21 protein-coding genes are annotated in these 19,495 nt (G+C 36.1%); 6 read left to right on the top strand and 15 right to left on the bottom strand.

Features of this window, described 5'->3' with window-relative positions:
• Nucleotides 1-97: 97 nt before the first annotated feature.
• Entirely contained in the window at nucleotides 98-1,087 is a 990-nt protein-coding gene (locus AC4D4B_RS07885) for a cytochrome d ubiquinol oxidase subunit II (protein ID WP_490995215.1), read from the bottom strand.
• A 685-nt stretch (nucleotides 1,088-1,772) separates the two neighbouring features.
• Between AC4D4B_RS07885 and AC4D4B_RS07890 the strand changes: the two genes are divergently transcribed.
• The gene (locus tag AC4D4B_RS07890) at nucleotides 1,773-2,591 is read left to right on the top strand and encodes a mechanosensitive ion channel family protein (RefSeq protein ID WP_490995216.1); all 819 of its coding nucleotides are present in this window, start codon (nucleotides 1,773-1,775) and stop codon (nucleotides 2,589-2,591) included.
• Between the two features lie 42 nt (nucleotides 2,592-2,633).
• Here AC4D4B_RS07890 and AC4D4B_RS07895 read toward each other — a convergent pair whose 3' ends face one another.
• The 6 genes from AC4D4B_RS07895 to AC4D4B_RS07920 all read right to left on the bottom strand — a co-directional run bounded on the left by AC4D4B_RS07895 (nucleotide 2,634) and on the right by AC4D4B_RS07920 (nucleotide 8,259).
• A complete protein-coding gene (locus AC4D4B_RS07895; RefSeq protein WP_490995217.1) occupies nucleotides 2,634-3,752 on the bottom strand; it encodes an N-acetyldiaminopimelate deacetylase in 1,119 nt (372 codons plus the stop codon).
• 71 nt (nucleotides 3,753-3,823) lie between these two features.
• Complete coding sequence (gene dapD, locus AC4D4B_RS07900) at nucleotides 3,824-4,534, bottom strand: 2,3,4,5-tetrahydropyridine-2,6-dicarboxylate N-acetyltransferase (protein ID WP_490995218.1); 711 nt, start codon at nucleotides 4,532-4,534, stop codon at nucleotides 3,824-3,826.
• A gap of 79 nt (nucleotides 4,535-4,613) precedes the next feature.
• Nucleotides 4,614-5,486, bottom strand: coding sequence for a transcriptional regulator CcpC (gene ccpC, locus AC4D4B_RS07905; protein WP_490995219.1), 873 nt, complete (start codon nucleotides 5,484-5,486; stop codon nucleotides 4,614-4,616).
• A 106-nt stretch (nucleotides 5,487-5,592) separates the two neighbouring features.
• The gene (locus tag AC4D4B_RS07910) at nucleotides 5,593-7,098 is read right to left on the bottom strand and encodes an MDR family MFS transporter (RefSeq protein ID WP_490995220.1); all 1,506 of its coding nucleotides are present in this window, start codon (nucleotides 7,096-7,098) and stop codon (nucleotides 5,593-5,595) included.
• Between the two features lie 263 nt (nucleotides 7,099-7,361).
• Complete coding sequence (gene cbpB, locus AC4D4B_RS07915; RefSeq protein ID WP_490995221.1) at nucleotides 7,362-7,808, bottom strand: cyclic-di-AMP-binding protein CbpB; 447 nt, start codon at nucleotides 7,806-7,808, stop codon at nucleotides 7,362-7,364.
• Between the two features lie 211 nt (nucleotides 7,809-8,019).
• Nucleotides 8,020-8,259: a YkuJ family protein gene (locus tag AC4D4B_RS07920; RefSeq protein ID WP_066100892.1), complete on the bottom strand. Its 240-nt coding sequence runs from the start codon at nucleotides 8,257-8,259 to the stop codon at nucleotides 8,020-8,022.
• 409 nt (nucleotides 8,260-8,668) lie between these two features.
• Between AC4D4B_RS07920 and AC4D4B_RS07925 the strand changes: the two genes are divergently transcribed.
• Nucleotides 8,669-8,908, top strand: a complete 240-nt coding sequence (locus AC4D4B_RS07925) for a glutaredoxin family protein (protein ID WP_490999606.1) — start codon at nucleotides 8,669-8,671, stop codon at nucleotides 8,906-8,908.
• 59 nt (nucleotides 8,909-8,967) lie between these two features.
• On the opposite strand, the gene AC4D4B_RS07930 is transcribed toward AC4D4B_RS07925, so the two are convergent.
• The 3 genes from AC4D4B_RS07930 to AC4D4B_RS07940 form a co-directional block, all read right to left on the bottom strand.
• Nucleotides 8,968-9,606, bottom strand: a complete 639-nt coding sequence (locus tag AC4D4B_RS07930; RefSeq protein WP_490995223.1) for a DUF3993 domain-containing protein — start codon at nucleotides 9,604-9,606, stop codon at nucleotides 8,968-8,970.
• Between the two features lie 227 nt (nucleotides 9,607-9,833).
• Complete coding sequence (fadH, locus tag AC4D4B_RS07935) at nucleotides 9,834-10,598, bottom strand: 2,4-dienoyl-CoA reductase (RefSeq protein ID WP_490995224.1); 765 nt, start codon at nucleotides 10,596-10,598, stop codon at nucleotides 9,834-9,836.
• A gap of 181 nt (nucleotides 10,599-10,779) precedes the next feature.
• Nucleotides 10,780-10,989: a hypothetical protein gene (locus tag AC4D4B_RS07940; RefSeq protein WP_490999607.1), complete on the bottom strand. Its 210-nt coding sequence runs from the start codon at nucleotides 10,987-10,989 to the stop codon at nucleotides 10,780-10,782.
• A 323-nt stretch (nucleotides 10,990-11,312) separates the two neighbouring features.
• Between AC4D4B_RS07940 and AC4D4B_RS07945 the strand changes: the two genes are divergently transcribed.
• Complete coding sequence (locus AC4D4B_RS07945) at nucleotides 11,313-12,101, top strand: metallophosphoesterase (RefSeq protein WP_490999608.1); 789 nt, start codon at nucleotides 11,313-11,315, stop codon at nucleotides 12,099-12,101.
• 64 nt (nucleotides 12,102-12,165) lie between these two features.
• Here AC4D4B_RS07945 and AC4D4B_RS07950 read toward each other — a convergent pair whose 3' ends face one another.
• From AC4D4B_RS07950 to AC4D4B_RS07960, 3 genes are all read right to left on the bottom strand, one after another.
• Nucleotides 12,166-14,274, bottom strand: a complete 2,109-nt coding sequence (locus AC4D4B_RS07950) for a sensor domain-containing protein (protein ID WP_490999609.1) — start codon at nucleotides 14,272-14,274, stop codon at nucleotides 12,166-12,168.
• Between the two features lie 92 nt (nucleotides 14,275-14,366).
• On the bottom strand, nucleotides 14,367-14,774 hold the full coding sequence (locus tag AC4D4B_RS07955) for a fluoride efflux transporter FluC (protein WP_490999610.1): 408 nt from the start codon (nucleotides 14,772-14,774) through the stop codon (nucleotides 14,367-14,369).
• Nucleotides 14,726-15,106, bottom strand: coding sequence for a fluoride efflux transporter FluC (locus tag AC4D4B_RS07960; RefSeq protein ID WP_490999611.1), 381 nt, complete (start codon nucleotides 15,104-15,106; stop codon nucleotides 14,726-14,728). The genes AC4D4B_RS07955 and AC4D4B_RS07960 overlap by 49 nt, the downstream gene beginning before the upstream one ends.
• 181 nt (nucleotides 15,107-15,287) lie before the next feature.
• Between AC4D4B_RS07960 and AC4D4B_RS07965 the strand changes: the two genes are divergently transcribed.
• Nucleotides 15,288-15,782 carry a YkyB family protein gene (locus AC4D4B_RS07965; protein WP_490995230.1) on the top strand — a complete coding sequence of 165 codons (495 nt, stop codon included), beginning with the start codon at nucleotides 15,288-15,290 and terminating at the stop codon, nucleotides 15,780-15,782.
• Nucleotides 15,783-15,809: 27 nt separating this feature from the next.
• Here AC4D4B_RS07965 and AC4D4B_RS07970 read toward each other — a convergent pair whose 3' ends face one another.
• On the bottom strand, nucleotides 15,810-16,718 hold the full coding sequence (locus tag AC4D4B_RS07970) for a chemotaxis protein (RefSeq protein ID WP_490999612.1): 909 nt from the start codon (nucleotides 16,716-16,718) through the stop codon (nucleotides 15,810-15,812).
• Nucleotides 16,719-16,947: 229 nt separating this feature from the next.
• Here AC4D4B_RS07970 and AC4D4B_RS07975 point away from each other — a divergent pair, with 229 nt between their 5' ends.
• Nucleotides 16,948-17,118: a hypothetical protein gene (locus AC4D4B_RS07975; RefSeq protein ID WP_490995232.1), complete on the top strand. Its 171-nt coding sequence runs from the start codon at nucleotides 16,948-16,950 to the stop codon at nucleotides 17,116-17,118.
• Between the two features lie 74 nt (nucleotides 17,119-17,192).
• Here the strand turns inward: AC4D4B_RS07975 and corA are convergent, their stop codons facing one another.
• Nucleotides 17,193-18,155 carry a magnesium/cobalt transporter CorA gene (gene corA, locus AC4D4B_RS07980; protein WP_490999613.1) on the bottom strand — a complete coding sequence of 321 codons (963 nt, stop codon included), beginning with the start codon at nucleotides 18,153-18,155 and terminating at the stop codon, nucleotides 17,193-17,195.
• A gap of 171 nt (nucleotides 18,156-18,326) precedes the next feature.
• Here corA and AC4D4B_RS07985 point away from each other — a divergent pair, with 171 nt between their 5' ends.
• Nucleotides 18,327-19,481: an aminotransferase A gene (locus AC4D4B_RS07985; protein ID WP_490999614.1), complete on the top strand. Its 1,155-nt coding sequence runs from the start codon at nucleotides 18,327-18,329 to the stop codon at nucleotides 19,479-19,481.
• Nucleotides 19,482-19,495: the final 14 nt, after the last annotated feature.

A 19,495-nucleotide genomic window follows, 5' to 3' on the forward strand; every position in this document is an offset into this window, starting at 1 on the left:
CTAAGTCCAGTTGAATACCGGACTCAGATCTTAGAAGCTGCTTAATTTTTTGTGTCTAACTTTCTTGGGTCAGATCATTTAGGCACTCGCGTTTTTTTCATTTTGTTCGGAATAACATTTTATTGATCAATAGAGTAAATGGGGTCAAGAGCAATAATCCAAATAGCAATAAGCAGCCTAAGGTTAACCATAAGTGACGCCCATTAAACGAATCCAATGTAATGAACGGATCAAGTATAAAAGGCAAATGTGAAATTCCATATCCATAGAAAGCAAATAAAAACTGAAGTAATACAAATATAAATGCTAAACCATGTCTTTTATTTCTAATTATTAAATATAAGGCACACATAAAGAAAATTAATGAAAAGGCAAATAACCACCAAATCTCCAACGCATTTTCAAAATGACGCAAGTTATGTCCCCTTAATGAAATAGTAGCTAAAGCGACTGCTATGATCGTTGGAACGCTCCAAAAAAGAGCGTAGCCCCGCACAGTCATACTTGCCTCCTTATCATTGGACTTTTCCTTATAATAGAGCAAAAATACCGCGCTTATAAATAAGACACTTACAATTGCCAGAAACACGACACTCCAGGAATAAGGACTGAGGAATAATTTTTTTACCAGGAGAAATACTCGTTCCCCTTCTTTTTTTATAAATCCTCCCTCAGATATCGTAAGCCCAATGGATAAAGAAGCAGGAATCAGGATTCCAGTCGATACATAAATAAATAAAAATGACCAGCTTGTTTTATTCCCTTTTTTGTACAGGAAATGTGCCATAAATCTGATGACTACCAGTAATAAAACAACCAGCCCTGGTATAACCAATGCTCTGCCAAAATAATAAAATGTATCTGGGAAAAATCCAATCAATCCAGCCACAAAAAATATAAAGAAAATAATCGTAATATGCCATAGTCGCGGATCATAATGACCTGTCCATTTAGGAATTCCCACCTGCTTACCTTTAAAACGACCATAATATGTAAAAAAACCAACACCAAACTCAATGGATGCAATTATGACATATACATAAAGGAAGGACCATAATACCGTTATTGTCAGCAGTTCAAAATTCAAGGCTACGACGCCTCCTTTTCAGTTTTATAAAGTGATTATTAACCCGATCTATACTATTTAGCGGAAAGGGAGAACCGCTCTTCATTCTTCACATGTTTCTTGAATGTCCCAAATCACCGATTGAGATCCAATCAACGAACCTTCATCCCGCCTAAAATTCCAATATATGTCCAAAATAAATATCACATATGCAAATAATACATAATACAGTTAAATGTTTACAGTATTTTCACCCAAACTTTTTGGAAAAATAGTAAAACTGACTATTGATTAACCTAATAAAAAAATCTATAACCCACCAGTAACGTCAAGTAGAAATTTAGCTCTATATAGTATACTAATAAATATATCAATAATTCTTTAAACAAACTCGAGAATCGTATTTAAAATATATAGAAATCGACATAGGTAAGCTTTATTATCTATAACTTTATTATTTTATCAGTTTATGTTAAAAAATGATTATGTCTTTTCAAACATTTTACCTTTCACTTGGCAAATCATTCAACTTCCTTTAAGGTATACCTATATTATTCTATTATGATAGTAAATGGGTGCATACACTTTCCTCTAAGATGAAGATTATAGTATACCAAAAACAGTATCTATCATAACTGAATACTTCCGTTTATATCAATAAAGAAGTTGTTAGGAAAGGATTGGTTTAATGGAGAATATGTTCGTAATGGGTTTTAAATTTTCAGATCTGAAGTGGGAAACCTGGCTTTTTGATATTGGAATTTGGGCTCTAAAAATCTTTTTATTTTATTTAATCTATAAAGTAATACGCACGTTTACTTTCAAAATCATTGAAAAGATTTTCTCACGCATGCAGGCGAAAGAGAATCTTTCAGAGAATCGCACGAAAACATTGGAATCCTTAACGAAAAACGCTTTTGGTTACGTCTTTATATTTATCTTAATTGTTACCATCCTGGAAATGTTGGGAATCAATGTGAGTGCGATTCTAGCCGGTGCCGGAATCGTCGGTTTAGCGGTCGGTTTTGGTGCCCAGGGATTAGTGAGTGATGTGGTAACCGGCTTCTTTATCCTGCTCGAAAAACAGATTGATGTTGGGGATGAAGTGACAATAGGAGTTATTAAAGGCGTTGTTGAGGTAGTCGGACTTAAAACAATCCAAATAAGAGGTTATGACGGAAGCCTCCACTATATTCCCAATCGACAAATTGCCATACTAAGCAATCATTCCCGTGGAGCTATGAGAGCTATGGTGGAAATTAAACTTAAAGCAGAAGATAATTTGGAGGAAATCACAAAATCGGTCAAAGAGATATGCCACACAATGGCCGAACAGGATGAAGATATTCTGATGGGGCCTGAGATTCTCGGCATCCAGGATATGGGTACAGCTGATTATACAATTCGAATTGTAGCCAGAACAACAAATGGACAGCAATACCATGTCGAACGCCAGCTGCGCTCTAGGATTAAAATTGCCATTGATCAAATAAGGCTTCAATACGCTGCTGAAGGAACGGAATAATACTAGAGAACCCGGCTGTTATACTCAAGCCGGGTTCTCTTTTTATATTGATTTCATTCGAATATAATCTGTTATAACCGATACAGCAAAGGAAAGTGCCTTCTCATCCGGATTTAATTTAGCGTGGTGCAATCCATACGATGACTGAACACCAAGCCAGAACATAAAGCCTGGGATCTCCTTAATCATGTATCCAAAGTCCTCACCCGTCATCGCTTCCTTACAATTGACTAATGACGTATCATGGCGCTGATACAGAAATTTCATAAACTCTTCTGTTAGATTTGGTTCGTTATATACTTGATAGTAGGATGAACCAAAATCAACATTAATCTTACAACCAAGAGCCATTTCCATTCCTTTTGCCATTTCCAGTATTCGATTCCGGATCAATAGCATAGAATCCTCAGAAAGCGTCCGAATCGTCCCTTCTATCCGCGCATTTTCAGCAATACTATTTTGGACGGTCCCTCCTGTAATTTTTCCAATTGTAACAACGGCCGAATCGAGTGGATTAATATTTCTTGCTACAATAGTCTGTAGCTGAGTAACAAATTGACAGGATGCAATCACCATATCATTCGTCAGATGGGGATAGGCAGCATGCCCACCAACCCCTTTAAAATCTATAAAGATCTCCGAGGTATTGGCAAAGAGTAAACCTGTTTTGGTGGCAATTGTTCCCACCGGATATTCCGGAGCTATGTGCAATCCAAAAATCAAATCAGGCCTCCACTTAGAAAACTGCTCAGCAGCAATCATCTCTTCTGCTCCTCCAGGTCCCTCTTCTGCGGGCTGGAACATAAATAAAACATGGTCATTAATTGGATTTTCCACTAAATCTGTTAATACACCCAGGGCGATGGTCATATGAAAATCATGGCCACATGCATGCATAAAATCTGCATGCTCGGATTTAAAGGGAAGCTCCGTTTCTTCACGAATTGGCAAACCATCGATGTCAGCACGGTAGCCTATGGTTTTCTCAGGAGATAGCCCTTTTACTCGAACAAATAGTCCTGTTCTCCATTTTTCCCATTCTATACGATCCTGAGGAAGATTTCTTATGTAATCTATCAAATATTGTTGAGTCTTAAATTCCTTATAACCAGGCTCAGGGATCCGATGCAGATCTCTTCTAATCGAAATTAACTTTTCCAAATCACAGCTCACCTCATCTCCAATTTAAAAACAGGCGCGGAAATCATCATCTCCACGCCCTTCCATTTTTATTATAACTGACGAAGCTCATCCTTAATTTCAATTTTGGATTTAGTCTTTTCATCAATTTTTTTAATTACTTTAGCCGGAACTCCAGCAACTACTGTATGAGCAGGAACATCTTCTACTACAATTGCGCCAGCCGCAACTACAGCTCCCTCTCCTACTCGGACACCTTCTAAAATAACCGCATTAGCACCAACAAGTACATTATCTTCAATTACAACGGGATTGGCAGATGGTGGCTCTATTACTCCAGCCAACACTGCTCCTGCTCCAATATGACAATTCTCACCAACAGTTGCACGTCCGCCAAGCACAGCATTCATATCAATCATGGTCTTATCTCCGATGCTTGCTCCAATATTGATGGAAGCTCCCATCATAATCACCGCATTATTGCCAATATGAACCTGATCACGGATAATCGCACCCGGCTCAATACGTGCATTAATCCCTTTTAAATCCAGCATTGGAATCGCAGAATTTCGACGATCATTTTCAATCACATAATCTTCTATTTTCTCCTTGTTTTCTTCTAATGTTGGTTGAATATCAGACCATTCTCCAAAAATTACCCCAGTGTTACCGGTAATAAATGTTTTAACTTCAGGATTAAATACCAGTTCACTGATTTCTCCCTTTATGTATACTTTAACCGGCGTTTTTTTAACACTATTTCCGATAAAGGATATAATTTCATTTGCGTCCATCATTTTCATAGTATATTTCTCTCCCCTAAATAATTTTCTATTACTTTATCAAACAAGCGTAGGAAAAACAAGAATAGAGATTTCATTTCTATTCCGTTAACATTTCCTCAATCAAACTAACAAAAGCCTTAACCTGCCTTAATTCCAGGGAAGCATCATAGCTTACAAGCCATGTCTTTCTTTCAACTGACTGTCCCTCCAGGTCATACAAAGGATGTTTAAAATACGAGGCTTCACCTTCTCTTAAAGATATACCCGGTAGAATGGCATAACCAATTCCATTCATCACCATCTGTTTACAAGTTTCAATTTGATCAACAAGAATGGTACGTGTCGGAGGAATTCCATAATGGCGAATCCACCAGTTTTGAATCTCTCGATAATAGTTCGAATCACTTTTAAACAAGATAAAGGGGCGTTCTGTAGTTAACGCATCTGATAATTGGCTAAGCTCGGTATCCACAAGGTATAAGTGATCACTGAACAATAGCTTTTTATAGCCATGCCAGTCAGGGACTCCTCTCAATATACCAATATGGGACTCTCCATTATAGATATTTTCGATCATTTCACTGCTCCATCCTGTCACAAGTGAAATCTTAACATTGGGATATTTGTTAACATATTTCTTTAAAATCATCGGGAGCCAATATTGGCCGACTATAGAAGCACTCGCAATTTTTAAAGTACCCTGTACATTATGATTAAGAGCGTCTACTTTTTCTCGTGTTTTTTCTTTTAATTTCAGGGATTCCCTGGCATATTGAACGACAATTTCTCCAGCCTCCGTCAACGTCATTCCTTTTGCTGACCTAATAAAAAGCGGTGTTCCCCATTCTCTTTCTATTGATTGAAGACGCTGTGAAAGTGCCGGCTGAGAGACAAACATTCTTTCGGCAGTCTTACGTAAATTCAGTTCAACAGCAAGAGTATCCAATAATTCAAAATCAGTTATAACCATTTGTTCTCCTCACAAACCAATCTCTTCTTAATCAGACATTCAATTTATTTTACCTTTATATTCTGCTGAACTGCAAATATTACAATATAGCAGGTTAATTAGGCTGTTACGATTTCTCTTTTGGCATTTTCAATATTAAGAACACGCTAAGTATAGCCAGTAGTAAGACAATAAAATAAACAATACCCAATGAATGTGTTAATCCACTTTGGAGCAGTTCCAATCTTTCCGGTCCTAATGAAGATCGAATCTCTGTGTTAAGCAATTCGTTTACCGAATTTAAATCTATATTTTCATTTTGTGAAAAATAGGCGTTTAATCGGTTATTCAATATGCCTCCCAATAATGCGGCACCGATTGTATTTCCCAGATTTCTCATGAACATGTTGGCGGCCGTTGCAGCACCTCTTTGTTCCCAACCCACAGTAGATTGGATGGACACAATAAACGAAGTGCTTGTAAGCCCCATTCCCACACCAAGTAAAAACGATCCCGAAGCGGCCAAAAACACATATCCATGGGAGGGCAAAAATGTAAAAGCCAATGCACCCAAAATGATAAAGATTCCACCTATTATACAGGTAGTACGATACCCTATCTTCAAAATCATATTGCCTGATATAAAGGATGCAATCGGCCATCCTATAGACATAGCAGTAAGAGTAAATCCTGCTATCGTTGGGGATTTCCCCATCACTCCCTGTACAAATGTTGGTAAATAGCTTGATACTCCAATTAAAACAATACCGGTTGTAAGAGAGGTTAAATTAGCAAACAATATTGCTTGATTCTTCCAGATAGAAAAGGGCATAACGGGCTCTTCAGTTCTGTTTTCATGCTTCACAAAGCAAAACACCAAAATCAGCAAGAGTATAATTAACAACAAACTTTTTAGAGAAATCCAGGAAAATGAGATCCCGCCTTGCACAAATAAAAACATTAAAAGCGACAAAAAAACAGCAAGCAGCCCTGAACCCATATAATCAACCTTTTGTTTTTTAACCGCCTTATGCTCATGGAAGAAAAATAACAAACCTCCTAAAGAGAGAAATCCTAACGGAATATTAATCCAAAAGATCCAGCTCCATGATATGTATTCGATTAATAATCCGCCAATTGCAGGTCCCAAAATGGCCGATATTCCCCATACACTTGATAAATACCCTTGAACTTTTGCTCGTTCTTCTTTCGTATAAATATCCCCCACAATTGTCATGGCAACGGGCGTAATGGCTCCCGCTCCAAAACCCTGGATTAAACGGAAGAAAATTAAGCTTTGCATGGACCATGCATATCCAGAGCCAAGGGAACCAAGCAGAAAGACTGTAATCCCAAATAACAATATGGGTTTTCTGCCAAATAAATCAGATAGCTTCCCATAGATCAATACCGTTACCGTATTCATTAGCAAATAGGCTGAGAAGACCCAACTATATAGGGAGAAGCCTCCCAGCTCACCAACTATCTCAGGCATTGCCGTTGAAACGATAGTACCCTCGATAGCACCCATGAATAAAGCCAATAGGATAGAAATTAATACGTAAGGGCGTTTTGTCTTCTTCTTTGCCCTTTTGAACAACTTTTTTTCTACACTTGAATTGTTCGAGTCCATTTTCCCACGCCCCTCCCTATCATTTTAACGAAGTTCCTATCCTGGATAAAGTAAATTTGGAAGATAATACCTAACAAAAATTTTTGTTAGATATCAGTATCTAAACAGTGTCTTATTGATCACTTCGTTTATAATCACTTTCCTTTTTAGTTATACACTTGAACTTTATAACCAAGTAAAAAACGCCTGGAGCTTTATCCAGGCGTTTTAAAAGATTGTTTAAATTTTGTTCCACTAATCATTATCGATTGAGATAACTGATATTAATTATATTTAATGATTTTTATTAAACGATTTGTTTGCTTCATAACCTGCCTTCTGGTCAATATACCTTCGAAAGCTCCCTCAGTACCTACCACACATACAAATGGATGATCGATAAGTAGTTCCATTGCTTTTTCAATTGAATCATTTTCTTTAAGACATGGGAGATTAGGATCCATCACTTCTGCAACCTTCATCTCTTCCAGTTTTTCAAATTCAATTCGCTCAAGGCCTAATATCGCATCCATTATCTTTGGTGTACTAATTAATCCATGCAATTTATAATCATGTCCCAGAACTGGTATAGCAGTATAGCCGCTTCTAGTAAGAACCAATAATGCATGTTCGAGATTATTTTCCTGCTGTACATGAGCAACACGTTCAGACGAAATCATTAAATCCTTTACAGTCAGTTCGAATCCATCTAATTTTTGCATATCTAACATGGTTAAGAACCCCTTATATAGTTAGTTCCTGTTTATCCATTTTTGGTTTTATTCGGAAGACTCAACTGTTCGATTTGTCAGTAATTATCTTCCCTTCCCTACTTTAGATTAATTCAAGTTAGAGATTTTAAAGAAGCATTACCTACATGATAAGGAACAAATACCTTCATCATGCTAATGGAACATAACCAAATCATCTCAAATTTCCAAATTAGCTATAAATTAACTCAAAAATTTCAATGGCAATCATATCAATATTATCAAATTGATACTTCATAGTCTTTCCTTTATCTTGGAAAATCTCTAGCTCGAATGTTTCAGTTTTATCGAAATAAGATACTTGACATTTCACTTGACCTTCAACTTCAAACACACGTTGTGCTGTATCTGATACTTTCCCTTGCTCCTGTAGGTTTTTCAAACGTGATAAAATTCCTTGTAATCGTGACATATCTAATATATGCTCCTTTCATGACTTACCAACAAATAAAATATTGTCGCTTATGGACTTGCCATTAGTAACAGAATAGAGGAATAGGCATTATTTGTATACCCAAATTCATTATAACGTATTTGATGGTTACACCTTTTATTTCATCTCTTTTTTTAGAGACTTCATCATTTTATCATAAAAACGTTCCAAGAAAAATTCCAGCGCCATTTTTTTCACTTTAAAGCAGAATCTATCAAAATAAATTGACAAGAAACTCAGGTGTTGGCAATCCTTTTTCTCTTTTCTTGTTCTTTTAATTAAAAGAGAGTCCTGCCTGATATCCTACTTAAAATTCGTACTATAGTAAACAAAAAAGTTTCATGTATACTGGTAGATACAAAATAAACAAAAGAAAGGATAGAAAAAAGTGGAACCAATTCTCTTTTTTACGCAACCAGGCTGTCCGCCATGTGCTTACGCCAAAAATTTTTTTGATGAGCACAATATTCCCTATACCTTAAAAGATATTCAGAAGGATACAAAAGCAAAAAAAATACTTATGACCAAATATGATTCATATTCTACCCCAACGTTTGTCATTGGTGATCAAGTAATCATTGGATTTAACCAGGAACGAATTATGGAATTGTTAAATATTGAAAATTAATACAAAAAAGCTAATCCTCATTTAAGCAGGATTAGCTTTTCTATTCATGCCATCAGGATTTAGAAAGCAATCATCCCAAACCAATGAGACATTTGATTAATGAACCCATAGCTAATATAATCTGTCATTCTGTTTATGAAAGTTTGATTGGATGGCTCCTCACCCACATTGGACTTTTGGGCTGTTTCTTGACTATTATCAAGTGTTTTGGGATCGAAAGCAATTTGGTAATCATTAATTACCCATTTATCATGGTCATACATCAGCCCGATTGCCTCGTAATGCCCTTCATAGCTAATTGGTCCATCTGTATTGCCTGGGAACCATTCATACACATACCATTGATCATTAGCTGAACTATATCCTAGTTTAGTATGTTCACTATATGTAAAAAAAGGAATATAATAAAGGGCTATATCGGTACCATATGTCTGATAGCCACTTCCATCCACACTTTTTTGTACATTCATGTTCATAAAATCCTCAGTGTATTCCTCTGAGAAGGAATTTTTTAATAAGTCTCGAATTTTGTCCATTGATCTTGGTTGTTCTGAAAGAGATACTTGCAATTGAAATGCGCTATCTAAAAGATTAAATGCATCCTGTTTATCCAGTGTACTTTTAGCATCTACTTTGACAAGAGGAGAAACCGCTAATACAAGTATGGCAATAAACAACGAAGTTAAAACCTTTTTCATTATGATCCCCCTTTTTAAGTACATCTATCTCAAGGCCTTTATTAGCTTATTCCCCTTTTTACCAGAATAAACACTTTTTACTGAAAAATAATACAAGGATAGTGAAAACTTAAGTATATTCATAAACAACCAGTCAATGAACGCACAAAAAAACAGTTCATCAGCAAATTGAACTGTTTTTTATTGATTCCTATTCTTACTACTACCATACTACCATTCATCTATACCTAAAACGGAAATTGATTAAGATGAGCACCGCCATCCATTGTAATACAGTCACCATTAATATAGTATGCCCGATCAGATAGTAAATAGAGGGCTAAATCTGCAATTTCCTCCGGTGTTCCTAATCTTCCAAGCGGAACACTTTCAAGAGTTCTTTGAGCTGCCTCCTCCGATTGAAATAACTTATCTGCTCCCCCGGTTCTTTCAATCGGCCCGGGAGCAATTGCATTTACGCGGATTCCATATTTTTTACCCCATTCCACAGCCAAAGTTCTTGTCATTGTCAGAACACCGGCCTTTGCTGAGGCAGAGTGAATGACATATGGACCTGCATCCCACGCATAGGTAGCGACCATATTGATGATTGATCCTTTAATGCCGTTTTCTATCCAATACTTGCCGATGAGACTGCTGCAGTAAAAGGTACCATTCAAAACAATATCAATGACAGATTTCCAGCCATTCGGTGATAGATCCTCTGCCGGACAAATAAAATTACCTGCTGCGTTATTAATCAAATAATCGATTGTACCAAATCTGGTAACCGTCTCTTCAATGGTTCTTTCAACATCCTCCACATTTCGAACATCCATCTGAACAGCCAGTATATTCTCCTGATTTTCTGCAAATTCTTTAATGGTGTTATCCAGTTTTTCTTTATTCCTTCCGGTAATGACTACCTTAGCCCCTTCATTTGCAAAACGTTGAGCCATAGCCTTTCCCATTCCACTCGAACCACCAGTTACAATCACTACTTTTCCCTTCATATGAGCCCTCCAAATAAAATGAATGATTATTCACTTTTATTATATCACAAAATTCTGTCAATAATATCCAGAAGTACTGAATTAGAAAAATAGAAGAGAAATATAGGTATAACGAGATTTATTAAATTTTGTCCAATCCAATAAAATGATAAAAGGGCAGCCATTAGGCTGCCCTCCAAATTTACTTATGATTGATTAGCTCATTTAGTTTAGAGAGAGTACTGATCAATGTTTCCTTTTTATTCGTGCCTTTGCCATTTACTCTTAAATCATTAAGCATAACAAATACTCTGCCGGGATCTCCTTTTTTATGGAATCCATACATATATACTTTTATCATTCCTATTTTTGCAGGAAGATAGATCATTTCATATGATTTGGCTTTATTCATCTGTAACACCCTCGTCCTCAGAATGAAACATCCCATTCAGTTAAAAATATATAATCATCTTTCCTATAAATCTAAATACCTATTGTATTTTAATTTTACCTTATTTTGGGTAGTTAATCTATAGACCAAATAGCACATAAATTTTGTAATCAAAAAGTAATACTCATACATCTTAACAATTATCTTAATGAATGATAGGATTAGACTGACAATTATGAGATAGGAACTTTACAATGAAGAAAATAACCAGAAGATTCTTTTTAAAAAAATCATTTGCCTATATAGCTACTATTCTTTGCTCTCTTATAGGAGGGCGATTTTATATGAAAGATATTGAACCATCCTGGATTGACATAACAAGCTTTTCCTATTCCCACCCACTTATTCCAGAATCCTTTCATAATAGTAGAATTGTCCAATTTAGTGATACTCATTTGGGTTTCCAATATAATTTGACAGATTTAGAAAAAACAGTCGAAACCATTCATTCACTTAATCCCGATATTATTTGTTTTACAGGTGATTTGATGGATAATCCGAATGAATATAAGATAACTCCTAAGCTCAATCAATTATTAAGTCAACTGGAGGCACCTCTTGGTAAATATTGCGTATTTGGCAATCATGATCATGGCGGTTATGGTACGGAAATTTACAAAGAGACTATGGTTAATAATGGATTTACCCTATTAGTAAATGAATCAAACTTTATAACCCAGGAGAATGGCAGTCAAATCGTAATAAGCGGGATAGATGATGCAATGCTTGGCAAGCCCAACCTGGATGTAAGTATACCGGGACAATCCAGTGATTTATTTACCATTCTTCTGTCTCACGCTCCTGATTATGCTGATTATGCCGCCAGTTACCCAGTGCATTTGCAATTAAGCGGACATAGTCATGGAGGACAAATTCAAATTCCACTTTTGGGTGCGATTGTGACCCCTCCTTTTGCAGAAAAATACAGGGAAGGATCTTATACAGTTGGTCCTTTATCCTTGTATGTAAATCGCGGATTAGGTACAACCCGTATTCCATACCGATTATTTTCACGTCCTGAAATCACGGTCATCGATTTGCAGAATGGCCAAGAAGGCTTAAAAAAACGATAAAGGCAAACGAGCAGAACCTACATTCTGACCGTTTGCCTATTGTCTGGCTGTTTTATGCTATATTTTATTTCTTCTTTTTCAAGAATTTCTCTTCAGCTTCAATAGCCGGAATTGGTCTTGAAAAATAAAAGCCCTGTGCTTTTTCACACTGTATATCTAACAGGAAATCTACCTGTTCCTTTGTTTCAACACCTTCGGCAATGACTTCAAGACCCAGACTGTGCCCCAAATGGATAATTGTTCTCGTGATTGCTGCATCCTTACTGTCAGTCATTAACTCGCTTATAAATGATCGATCGATCTTTAACGTGTTTAATGGGAATTGTTTCAGATAGCTTAAAGAAGAATATCCAGTGCCAAAATCATCTACAGATATACTTAATCCCAATCTCTTCATTTCTTTCAGTGTCTCATTCGTCTCTTTTGTATCCTGTATTGTCCCTTCGGTAATCTCAATTTCCAATGATGATGCATCTATTTTATACTTATCCATATACAATTTTATGATATCTACAATATTAGGCTGTTGAAATTGTTTGGGGGATAAGTTAATCGCTACTTTTGTATAATATCCACATAAATTCCACTTATTTATTTGCTTGCATACTTCTTCTATGACCCATTCGCCAATTGGGATTATTAACCCTGTATCCTCTGCGACTGGAATAAATTCTGCTGGAGAAACATAGCCCAGTTTGGAATGATTCCACCTTAATAATGCCTCAAAGCTGGTTGTTTCATTATTAAGCAAATTAATTTGAGGTTGATAATGCACAGACAATTCATTTTTTTCAATAGCCCGTCTTAAACTGGTATCCATTAAAAACGGATTCGCAAATTGATCATTTCTCATACGCTCACTGTAAAATAAAAAGTGTGCCCTCCCTCTTTTTTTGACCTGAAATAGGGCGTCATCTGCTTTCTGCATTAAGGTTATCGCATCCAATCCGTCATCGGGATACATACTAATACCCATACTTGCTGTAACATAATATTGCTGCTCATGAATGTAAAAAGGTACCTCAAGAAGGGAAATCAGCTTTCCAATAAATCGTATGGTTTCATTCCTGGAAGTTTTCTCAAGCAATATAACGAACTCATCTCCCCCCTGTCGGTATACAGAGTGAAAATCTCCCTGAATAGACAGAAGCCGCTCACTGATTACTTTTAAGAGCTGATCCCCAGACTGATGCCCAAAGGAATCATTCATAAATTTAAAACGGTCCAAATCCATATATATTAACGAGAATTCACTATTCAGTTTCTTAGCTATATGAATAGCTTCATGTAAATCTTTCATCAAGGCTGATCGATTTAATAGACCTGTTAATTGATCATGCAGTACCATATAATTAATCTTTTCTGTATTTCGGAGCTGCTCGGAAAGATCCCGCATAATAAAATAAACGCCCTTAATTTCCTTGTTCACAATAATAGGGACTGATTTTAATTGAATTTGGATGTAATGTCCTCTTTTATGCAGGAAAAACACAGCCGTTGCTTCCATTGGATATCCCTCTAACGCTCTTTCAAATAAGTTCATAATCCTTTCCAAATCGTCCGAGTGAATATAATCAAAAAAAGAGTAGTCTTTTAGATTATTCTCCCGATACCCGGTAATTGAAATAGTCGAAGGATTGCAGTTCAGAATTTCTCCATTGCGATTAAGCGAAACGATTGCATCCAGATTATGATCCAATAACGAACGATAAATCTGTTCACTTTCAATGATCATTCCATTCTCTTGCATATATTGAGCTGATAGGTGTGTAATCCCCACCAGATAAGCCATATTTCCTTCAGAATCAAAAACCGGGCTTATAGTTGTCTCTCCAAAGCGTTCAAAGCCATTGAAATCGAAAGCATCTATAAACGTTACAGGTTCATTATTATTCCTTACTTGTTCATAGTACCTTTGCAATAATTCAGCCTTTTCTGCAGGCAAATAATCCCACCAGGTATTACCAATACAATCTTCTGGTATACCAGTTAATTTATAAGCGGACTCATTTACAAATACATATCGAAATATGTGTTCAGCATCATATTCCATGACAAATACCAATTCTTCAATATGGTGAAATAAAATATTGAAGAGTACCTTTTGAATCTTTTTATCATTTACCTGTTTATTACCTGTATAGCTTTTAATGTTATTCTTTAAAGTTGTCATAGTTATGGCACCTAACAGTTCATTTTTTAAATAAATTACATTTCTTCCAATTATTTTATAATACATTGTCGAATTTTCATATAGACGAGCGATTAATGTCCTATATTTTTCATAAGATGATAGCATAACATACAACAAACTGACGTTCCCACCAAAGAAAAACATACATAAAGCATTAACTTGCGATGTTCCCGGCTCAGCATTAAATCCAGGGATTCAATTGCAAAAGTAGAAAATGTAGTAAAAGCCCCCAAGCTTCCTATCACAGTAAACATATGCATACCGGTCCCCCGCTCTATTCCTATCCCAGCCGATATACCAATTAAACACGACCCAATTAAATTAATAACAAGAGTAGCTAGAGGAAACGAATGATTATATTTTTGTAACCAGCCTGTCATTATATATCTTAAACACGTTCCGAGAAAACCACCTATCACAATTAATATAATCAACGTGCTTCCCTCTTTATCCAACTGGACATAATAAATCCTAACCATGCCAATAAGAGACCTGCAATCATACTCAGTAATAAATAAAAAAGACTATATAGGGGATTAGTTGCTGCGAGATTGGTTACTTCCAATGCAAAACTACTCATCGTTGTAAACCCTCCACATAATCCGGTTCCAAAAAATAATTTCAATCTTTCATTTCCCTGATTTTTAAATAGCGAATAGGTGAGAAAAGCTAAAACAAAGCTTCCAAAACCATTTATGAATAAGGTGTTAAACGGAATAGGACTGCCAGAAGAAGGGGGCAATAAGCTAATCCCGTATCGAGCTAACGCACCCATTGCCCCTCCGCATCCAGTAAGTAGCAGCTTTTGCAACGTATCACACTCACTTTCATAATTCTTATACCTTCAATTTCTCGGGTAGTCTGTTTTGAACATATATTCGTTTAAGTAAGATATAAAACGTTTTTCCTTTTATCCCATAGCAGAACACGTTATAATCAGTTATATGCTTTTACTTATTATCATGAAATATTCTTAGAAGAAAGGAACATTTATGAATCAAAATAATGGGAATCTACCTAATCCCACCTGTTTTACTGCCGATGACCTAGGAGAAGCGATTTATTCTGTGAATAGACATGCAAAAACTGCATCAGACCCTAAATTTCTATACAACCTAAAGAAAAAAACGATTATTAAAATGCTTGAAGAAGGAAAAGCAAAGAAAATAGGCCTGCAATATTCAGACCATCCTCATTTAAGCTTCCAACAATCAGATGTACTGATACAATGCGGAAAGTATACATTCCATATTCCGCCCTCAAAGGACGACTTTCAAACATTAACACATCTTGGTCATTTATCAAAAGAGGTAAGAAACCCCTCTTCACGTCTTTCCTTATCTAAAGCAAAAAAACTATTGATGTCTTATACAGGATGCAAGGAAAATACAGATAATGATCGCGCTAAAGATTATAAAAAGAAATACCAAAAACCGACTTTTACGCGTCTTGGTGAATCCTATCCATATCAAAATTGGAAAAAGTAAAGCTGCTGAACAAATGGTTCAGCAGCTTTACTTTTGCAATAGTTTGTCTAACTGTTTGACCAATTCAACTATTTCTGGTTTACTAATTTGCGCATCTGCTCCTACCAACTCTCCCTTATGCCTTAAATCGTCCGTAATTAATGATGAAAAAATGATAACAGGCAGATCTGACAAGGCAGGATTTTCTTTAATTCGTTTGGTTAGATGGTGACCATCCATTTGTGGCATTTCAATATCTGTAATTACCAAATGTATTTCATTCAGTATGCCTCCTGCTTGTGCCTTACCTTCTAAAAAGGTTAGCGCTTCCTGGCCATTTTCAAAGAAATCGAGTTGTTCATAACCGGCTTCTTTTAATGTCTGCATCAACAGCTTCCGCAACAGCGGTGAATCCTCAGCAATTAATAAACGCTTATCAGATCGTTCTCTAACTCCTAATTTTTGAATCTGATTAACGGTTATTCCTGATTCTGAATTAATTTCCAAAATAATTTTTTCATAATCAAGCAATAAAAGCATTTCATTATTCATTTTAATGACACCAGTAATCTGACTATCCAAACCCTGGTACATATCAGATGGTTTTTCTATTTGGTTCCATGAAATTCTATGAATTTGAGTAACGGTATGTACATGAAAAATGACCTTCATTTTATTAAACTCAGTCACTATAAATTTATCCTTTTCAGGAGATTGGGATGCCGGAAGATTTAATGCACTGGCAATATCTACTACAGGCAGTATCTCTCCACGAAGTTCAATGATTCCTTCAACATGTTGATGTGTTTGTGGAACACCGGTAATCCGCACTGGGTTAATAATTTCTTTAACTTTAATAACATTAATTCCAAATTTATGCTCCCCAATACCAAATTCCACGATTTCCAACTCATTTGTTCCGCTCTCTAACAGGATTCCTTTTTGTTGTTCATTCATTTTTAACAGCGCCTTTCCATATCTCTTACGATTAATTGCAGTAAGATAAAGCCTTCTTTTTAGTATCGGCTTAAATGATCAATTTTTTATTACTATTTAAAATCAAGTCGAAAATAGTGTTTATTTTGTGAAACATTGCTCAATGTTATAGACGCTTTAACAGATGAGGACTATTATACAGATAGAAGCATAACTTAAATCAATATGCTGGAAAGAAGGGGTACGACTAATGAAAGGTACTGCCATTTTATATGAAGATAACCATGTTATTACTTGTTTAGAGAATATTCAACTTAGCGAAGTTGAAAAATACACACATAACCAAACGGACGAATCTTACGCAACTCCTCAGCTTACTATGTGGCATCCAGAAGAAATCGATTGGGATTACGGGTATTAATATAAATAAAGGACCTAGTCCTGTACACATGACCTAAGCGGTTTTAGTTCTAAATACCATAGAGCTAAAAGCCGCTATTTATTTTCCTTTCTGTACAGCCTTCGGAATAACCATCCTTTTAGCATAAAAAGAATCATCATTATAACTGTGATGATGATCATAAACAGAAGGACATACCAAAAACCATTCCGAAATGTTAAACCAGGCATTTCAGTAAAATTCATACCATATAAACCTGCAATAAATGTTAATGGCATGAAAATAGTCGTAATAATTGTCAAGGTCATCATTGTTTCATTCATTTTGTTTGAACTGACCGCCATATAACTATCTCTCAGATCAGTTGAGAACTCTTTATAGCCATCAACCAATTCTTTTAATTTCAATAAATGATCATACACATCATTAAGGTAATGATGATGTTCAGAAAGGGCACTGATTCTCTCAGAATGAATAATTCTGTACATCAAATCATTCATGGGCAGGATAATTCTTCTTAGTTGCGAAATCATCGTTCTAATTTCGTACAACTGACTCATTGGATCATTATGAAGAGAATGCTGCTGCAGGTGGTCTTCCAAGATATTTAATTGTTCTTCTATTTGATAGGCCTTTGGAATATAGGCATCTACGACTGCATCAATAATTCTATGCAGGATATGGATAGAATTATCCAGTTGATCTGTTACTTCCCATACCTTATCTATTTCCTCAATATGATCTTCATGAACAGTTACGATTGATCTTTCATTTACGTAAATATCAATCTCATTTCTTTCGAGGTTTCCATTTAAGGAATGAATGACAAAAAACATATAGGATGGATAAAAATCCACTTTAGGTCTCTGGTTAATTCGATCAAGACAGTCCTCTATAGTGAGAGGGTGAAAATTAAAATACGTCCGGAGTATATTAGCCTCATATTCTTGCGGTGCGAGGATATCAATCCATACGAGGCTATATTCCTGATTCTGTAAGTCCTCCAAATTTATTTCCTTCATACCATCAGTTTGATCTTTAGCAAGTATTCGGTACACACCCTACCCCCCCAGCTACGCAAAACGAAGTATCCATAGTATTCCAAATCCATGTATGCATCATTCACCCGATTTTGTATAAAAACCATTTGGAGTAGGATAGTGTACACTTTCATAAAGCAACCTTATAATAATAAAGATAAGAACTGTAATTAGGAGGTAAGACCTGGAATGGAACACTTAATTAATCCTCATGTAAAAGAGATAGAAATATCCGGTATTCGACAGTTTTATAATATGGTATCTGATATTGATGATGTCCTGTCCTTTACAATAGGATTACCTGACTTCCCAACACCCTTACATATAAAAGATAAAGCAATAGACGCCATTCAAAATGATTGTACTACCTACACCCACAATGCCGGTTTACTCGATCTCCGGCAAGAAGTATCAAAATTTATGTATAGCCATTATTCACTTGAATATAATCCGGATGATGAAATTTTGATTACCGTAGGAGCAAGCCAGGCGATTGATATTGCCTTCAGGACTATTTTAACACCCGGAGATGAAGTCATTCTGCCTGGCCCTGTATATCCCGGTTATGAACCATTAATTCACTTAGCAGGGGGAAAAGCAGTCCATGTTGATACAAGAAGCACCTCCTTTAAATTAACTCCACAATTAATCACAGAACGCCTAACTGAAAAAACAAAATGCATTGTTCTTCCCTATCCATCGAACCCAACCGGGGTATCATTAACGAGAGAGGAACTGGAGGAAATTGCTGACCTTGTTAGAGGGAAAGATATTTTTATCCTGGCTGATGAAATCTATAGTGAATTAACTTTGGACAGAAATCATACATCGATTGGTTCCATTATAAGAGAGCAAACCATAACAATAAATGGTCTATCAAAGTCACACTCCATGACCGGTTGGCGAATCGGCTTTCTGATGGCACCAAAAGCAATTGTTAAGCATATGATCAAGGTTCATCAATATAATGTATCCTGCGCCTCCTCTGTCTCACAGATGGCTGCACTGGAGGCTATGAGGAACGGCGAACATGATCCAGCTGCTATGAGAGAAGAATATAAAAACCGCCGTGATTATGTTTTTAATAGACTTACAGCCATGAATCTCCAGACTGTATTACCGGATGGCGCATTTTACTTTTTTATTAAAATACCGGATGCCTTTAAAAATTCACTCGATTTTGCCCTCAAACTGGTTCAGGCTGAAAAAGTAGCTGTTATACCTGGATCGGCTTTTTCGGAATACGGAGAAGGATATTTCCGTTTATCATATGCTGTTTCCATGGAACAGCTTAAAGAAGGGTTAAACAGACTTGAACATTTTCTAATCCAGCAGATAAAATAACAAGAAGCATTTCG

The organism is Pradoshia sp. Z6_59 (assembly GCF_058267515.1).

What these genes read in the sequence shown, in the direction of transcription:
- AC4D4B_RS07975 (WP_490995232.1), top strand. Translation starts at nt 16,948, where the DNA reads ATGAAAGGTACTGCCATTTTATATGAAGATAACCATGTTATTACTTGT.
- AC4D4B_RS07940 (WP_490999607.1), bottom strand. Translation starts at nt 10,989, where the DNA reads ATGAATAAAGCCAAATCATATGAAATGATCTATCTTCCTGCAAAAATA.
- ccpC (WP_490995219.1), bottom strand. Translation starts at nt 5,486, where the DNA reads ATGGTTATAACTGATTTTGAATTATTGGATACTCTTGCTGTTGAACTG.
- AC4D4B_RS07985 (WP_490999614.1), top strand. Translation starts at nt 18,327, where the DNA reads ATGGAACACTTAATTAATCCTCATGTAAAAGAGATAGAAATATCCGGT.
- dapD (WP_490995218.1), bottom strand. Translation starts at nt 4,534, where the DNA reads ATGAAAATGATGGACGCAAATGAAATTATATCCTTTATCGGAAATAGT.
- AC4D4B_RS07920 (WP_066100892.1), bottom strand. Translation starts at nt 8,259, where the DNA reads ATGTCACGATTACAAGGAATTTTATCACGTTTGAAAAACCTACAGGAG.
- AC4D4B_RS07890 (WP_490995216.1), top strand. Translation starts at nt 1,773, where the DNA reads ATGGGTTTTAAATTTTCAGATCTGAAGTGGGAAACCTGGCTTTTTGAT.
- fadH (WP_490995224.1), bottom strand. Translation starts at nt 10,598, where the DNA reads ATGAAGGGAAAAGTAGTGATTGTAACTGGTGGTTCGAGTGGAATGGGA.
- AC4D4B_RS07950 (WP_490999609.1), bottom strand. Translation starts at nt 14,274, where the DNA reads ATGACAACTTTAAAGAATAACATTAAAAGCTATACAGGTAATAAACAG.
- AC4D4B_RS07965 (WP_490995230.1), top strand. Translation starts at nt 15,288, where the DNA reads ATGAATCAAAATAATGGGAATCTACCTAATCCCACCTGTTTTACTGCC.
- AC4D4B_RS07955 (WP_490999610.1), bottom strand. Translation starts at nt 14,774, where the DNA reads ATGGTTAGGATTTATTATGTCCAGTTGGATAAAGAGGGAAGCACGTTG.
- AC4D4B_RS07970 (WP_490999612.1), bottom strand. Translation starts at nt 16,718, where the DNA reads ATGAATGAACAACAAAAAGGAATCCTGTTAGAGAGCGGAACAAATGAG.
- AC4D4B_RS07930 (WP_490995223.1), bottom strand. Translation starts at nt 9,606, where the DNA reads ATGAAAAAGGTTTTAACTTCGTTGTTTATTGCCATACTTGTATTAGCG.
- AC4D4B_RS07945 (WP_490999608.1), top strand. Translation starts at nt 11,313, where the DNA reads ATGAAAGATATTGAACCATCCTGGATTGACATAACAAGCTTTTCCTAT.
- cbpB (WP_490995221.1), bottom strand. Translation starts at nt 7,808, where the DNA reads ATGTTAGATATGCAAAAATTAGATGGATTCGAACTGACTGTAAAGGAT.
- AC4D4B_RS07910 (WP_490995220.1), bottom strand. Translation starts at nt 7,098, where the DNA reads ATGGACTCGAACAATTCAAGTGTAGAAAAAAAGTTGTTCAAAAGGGCA.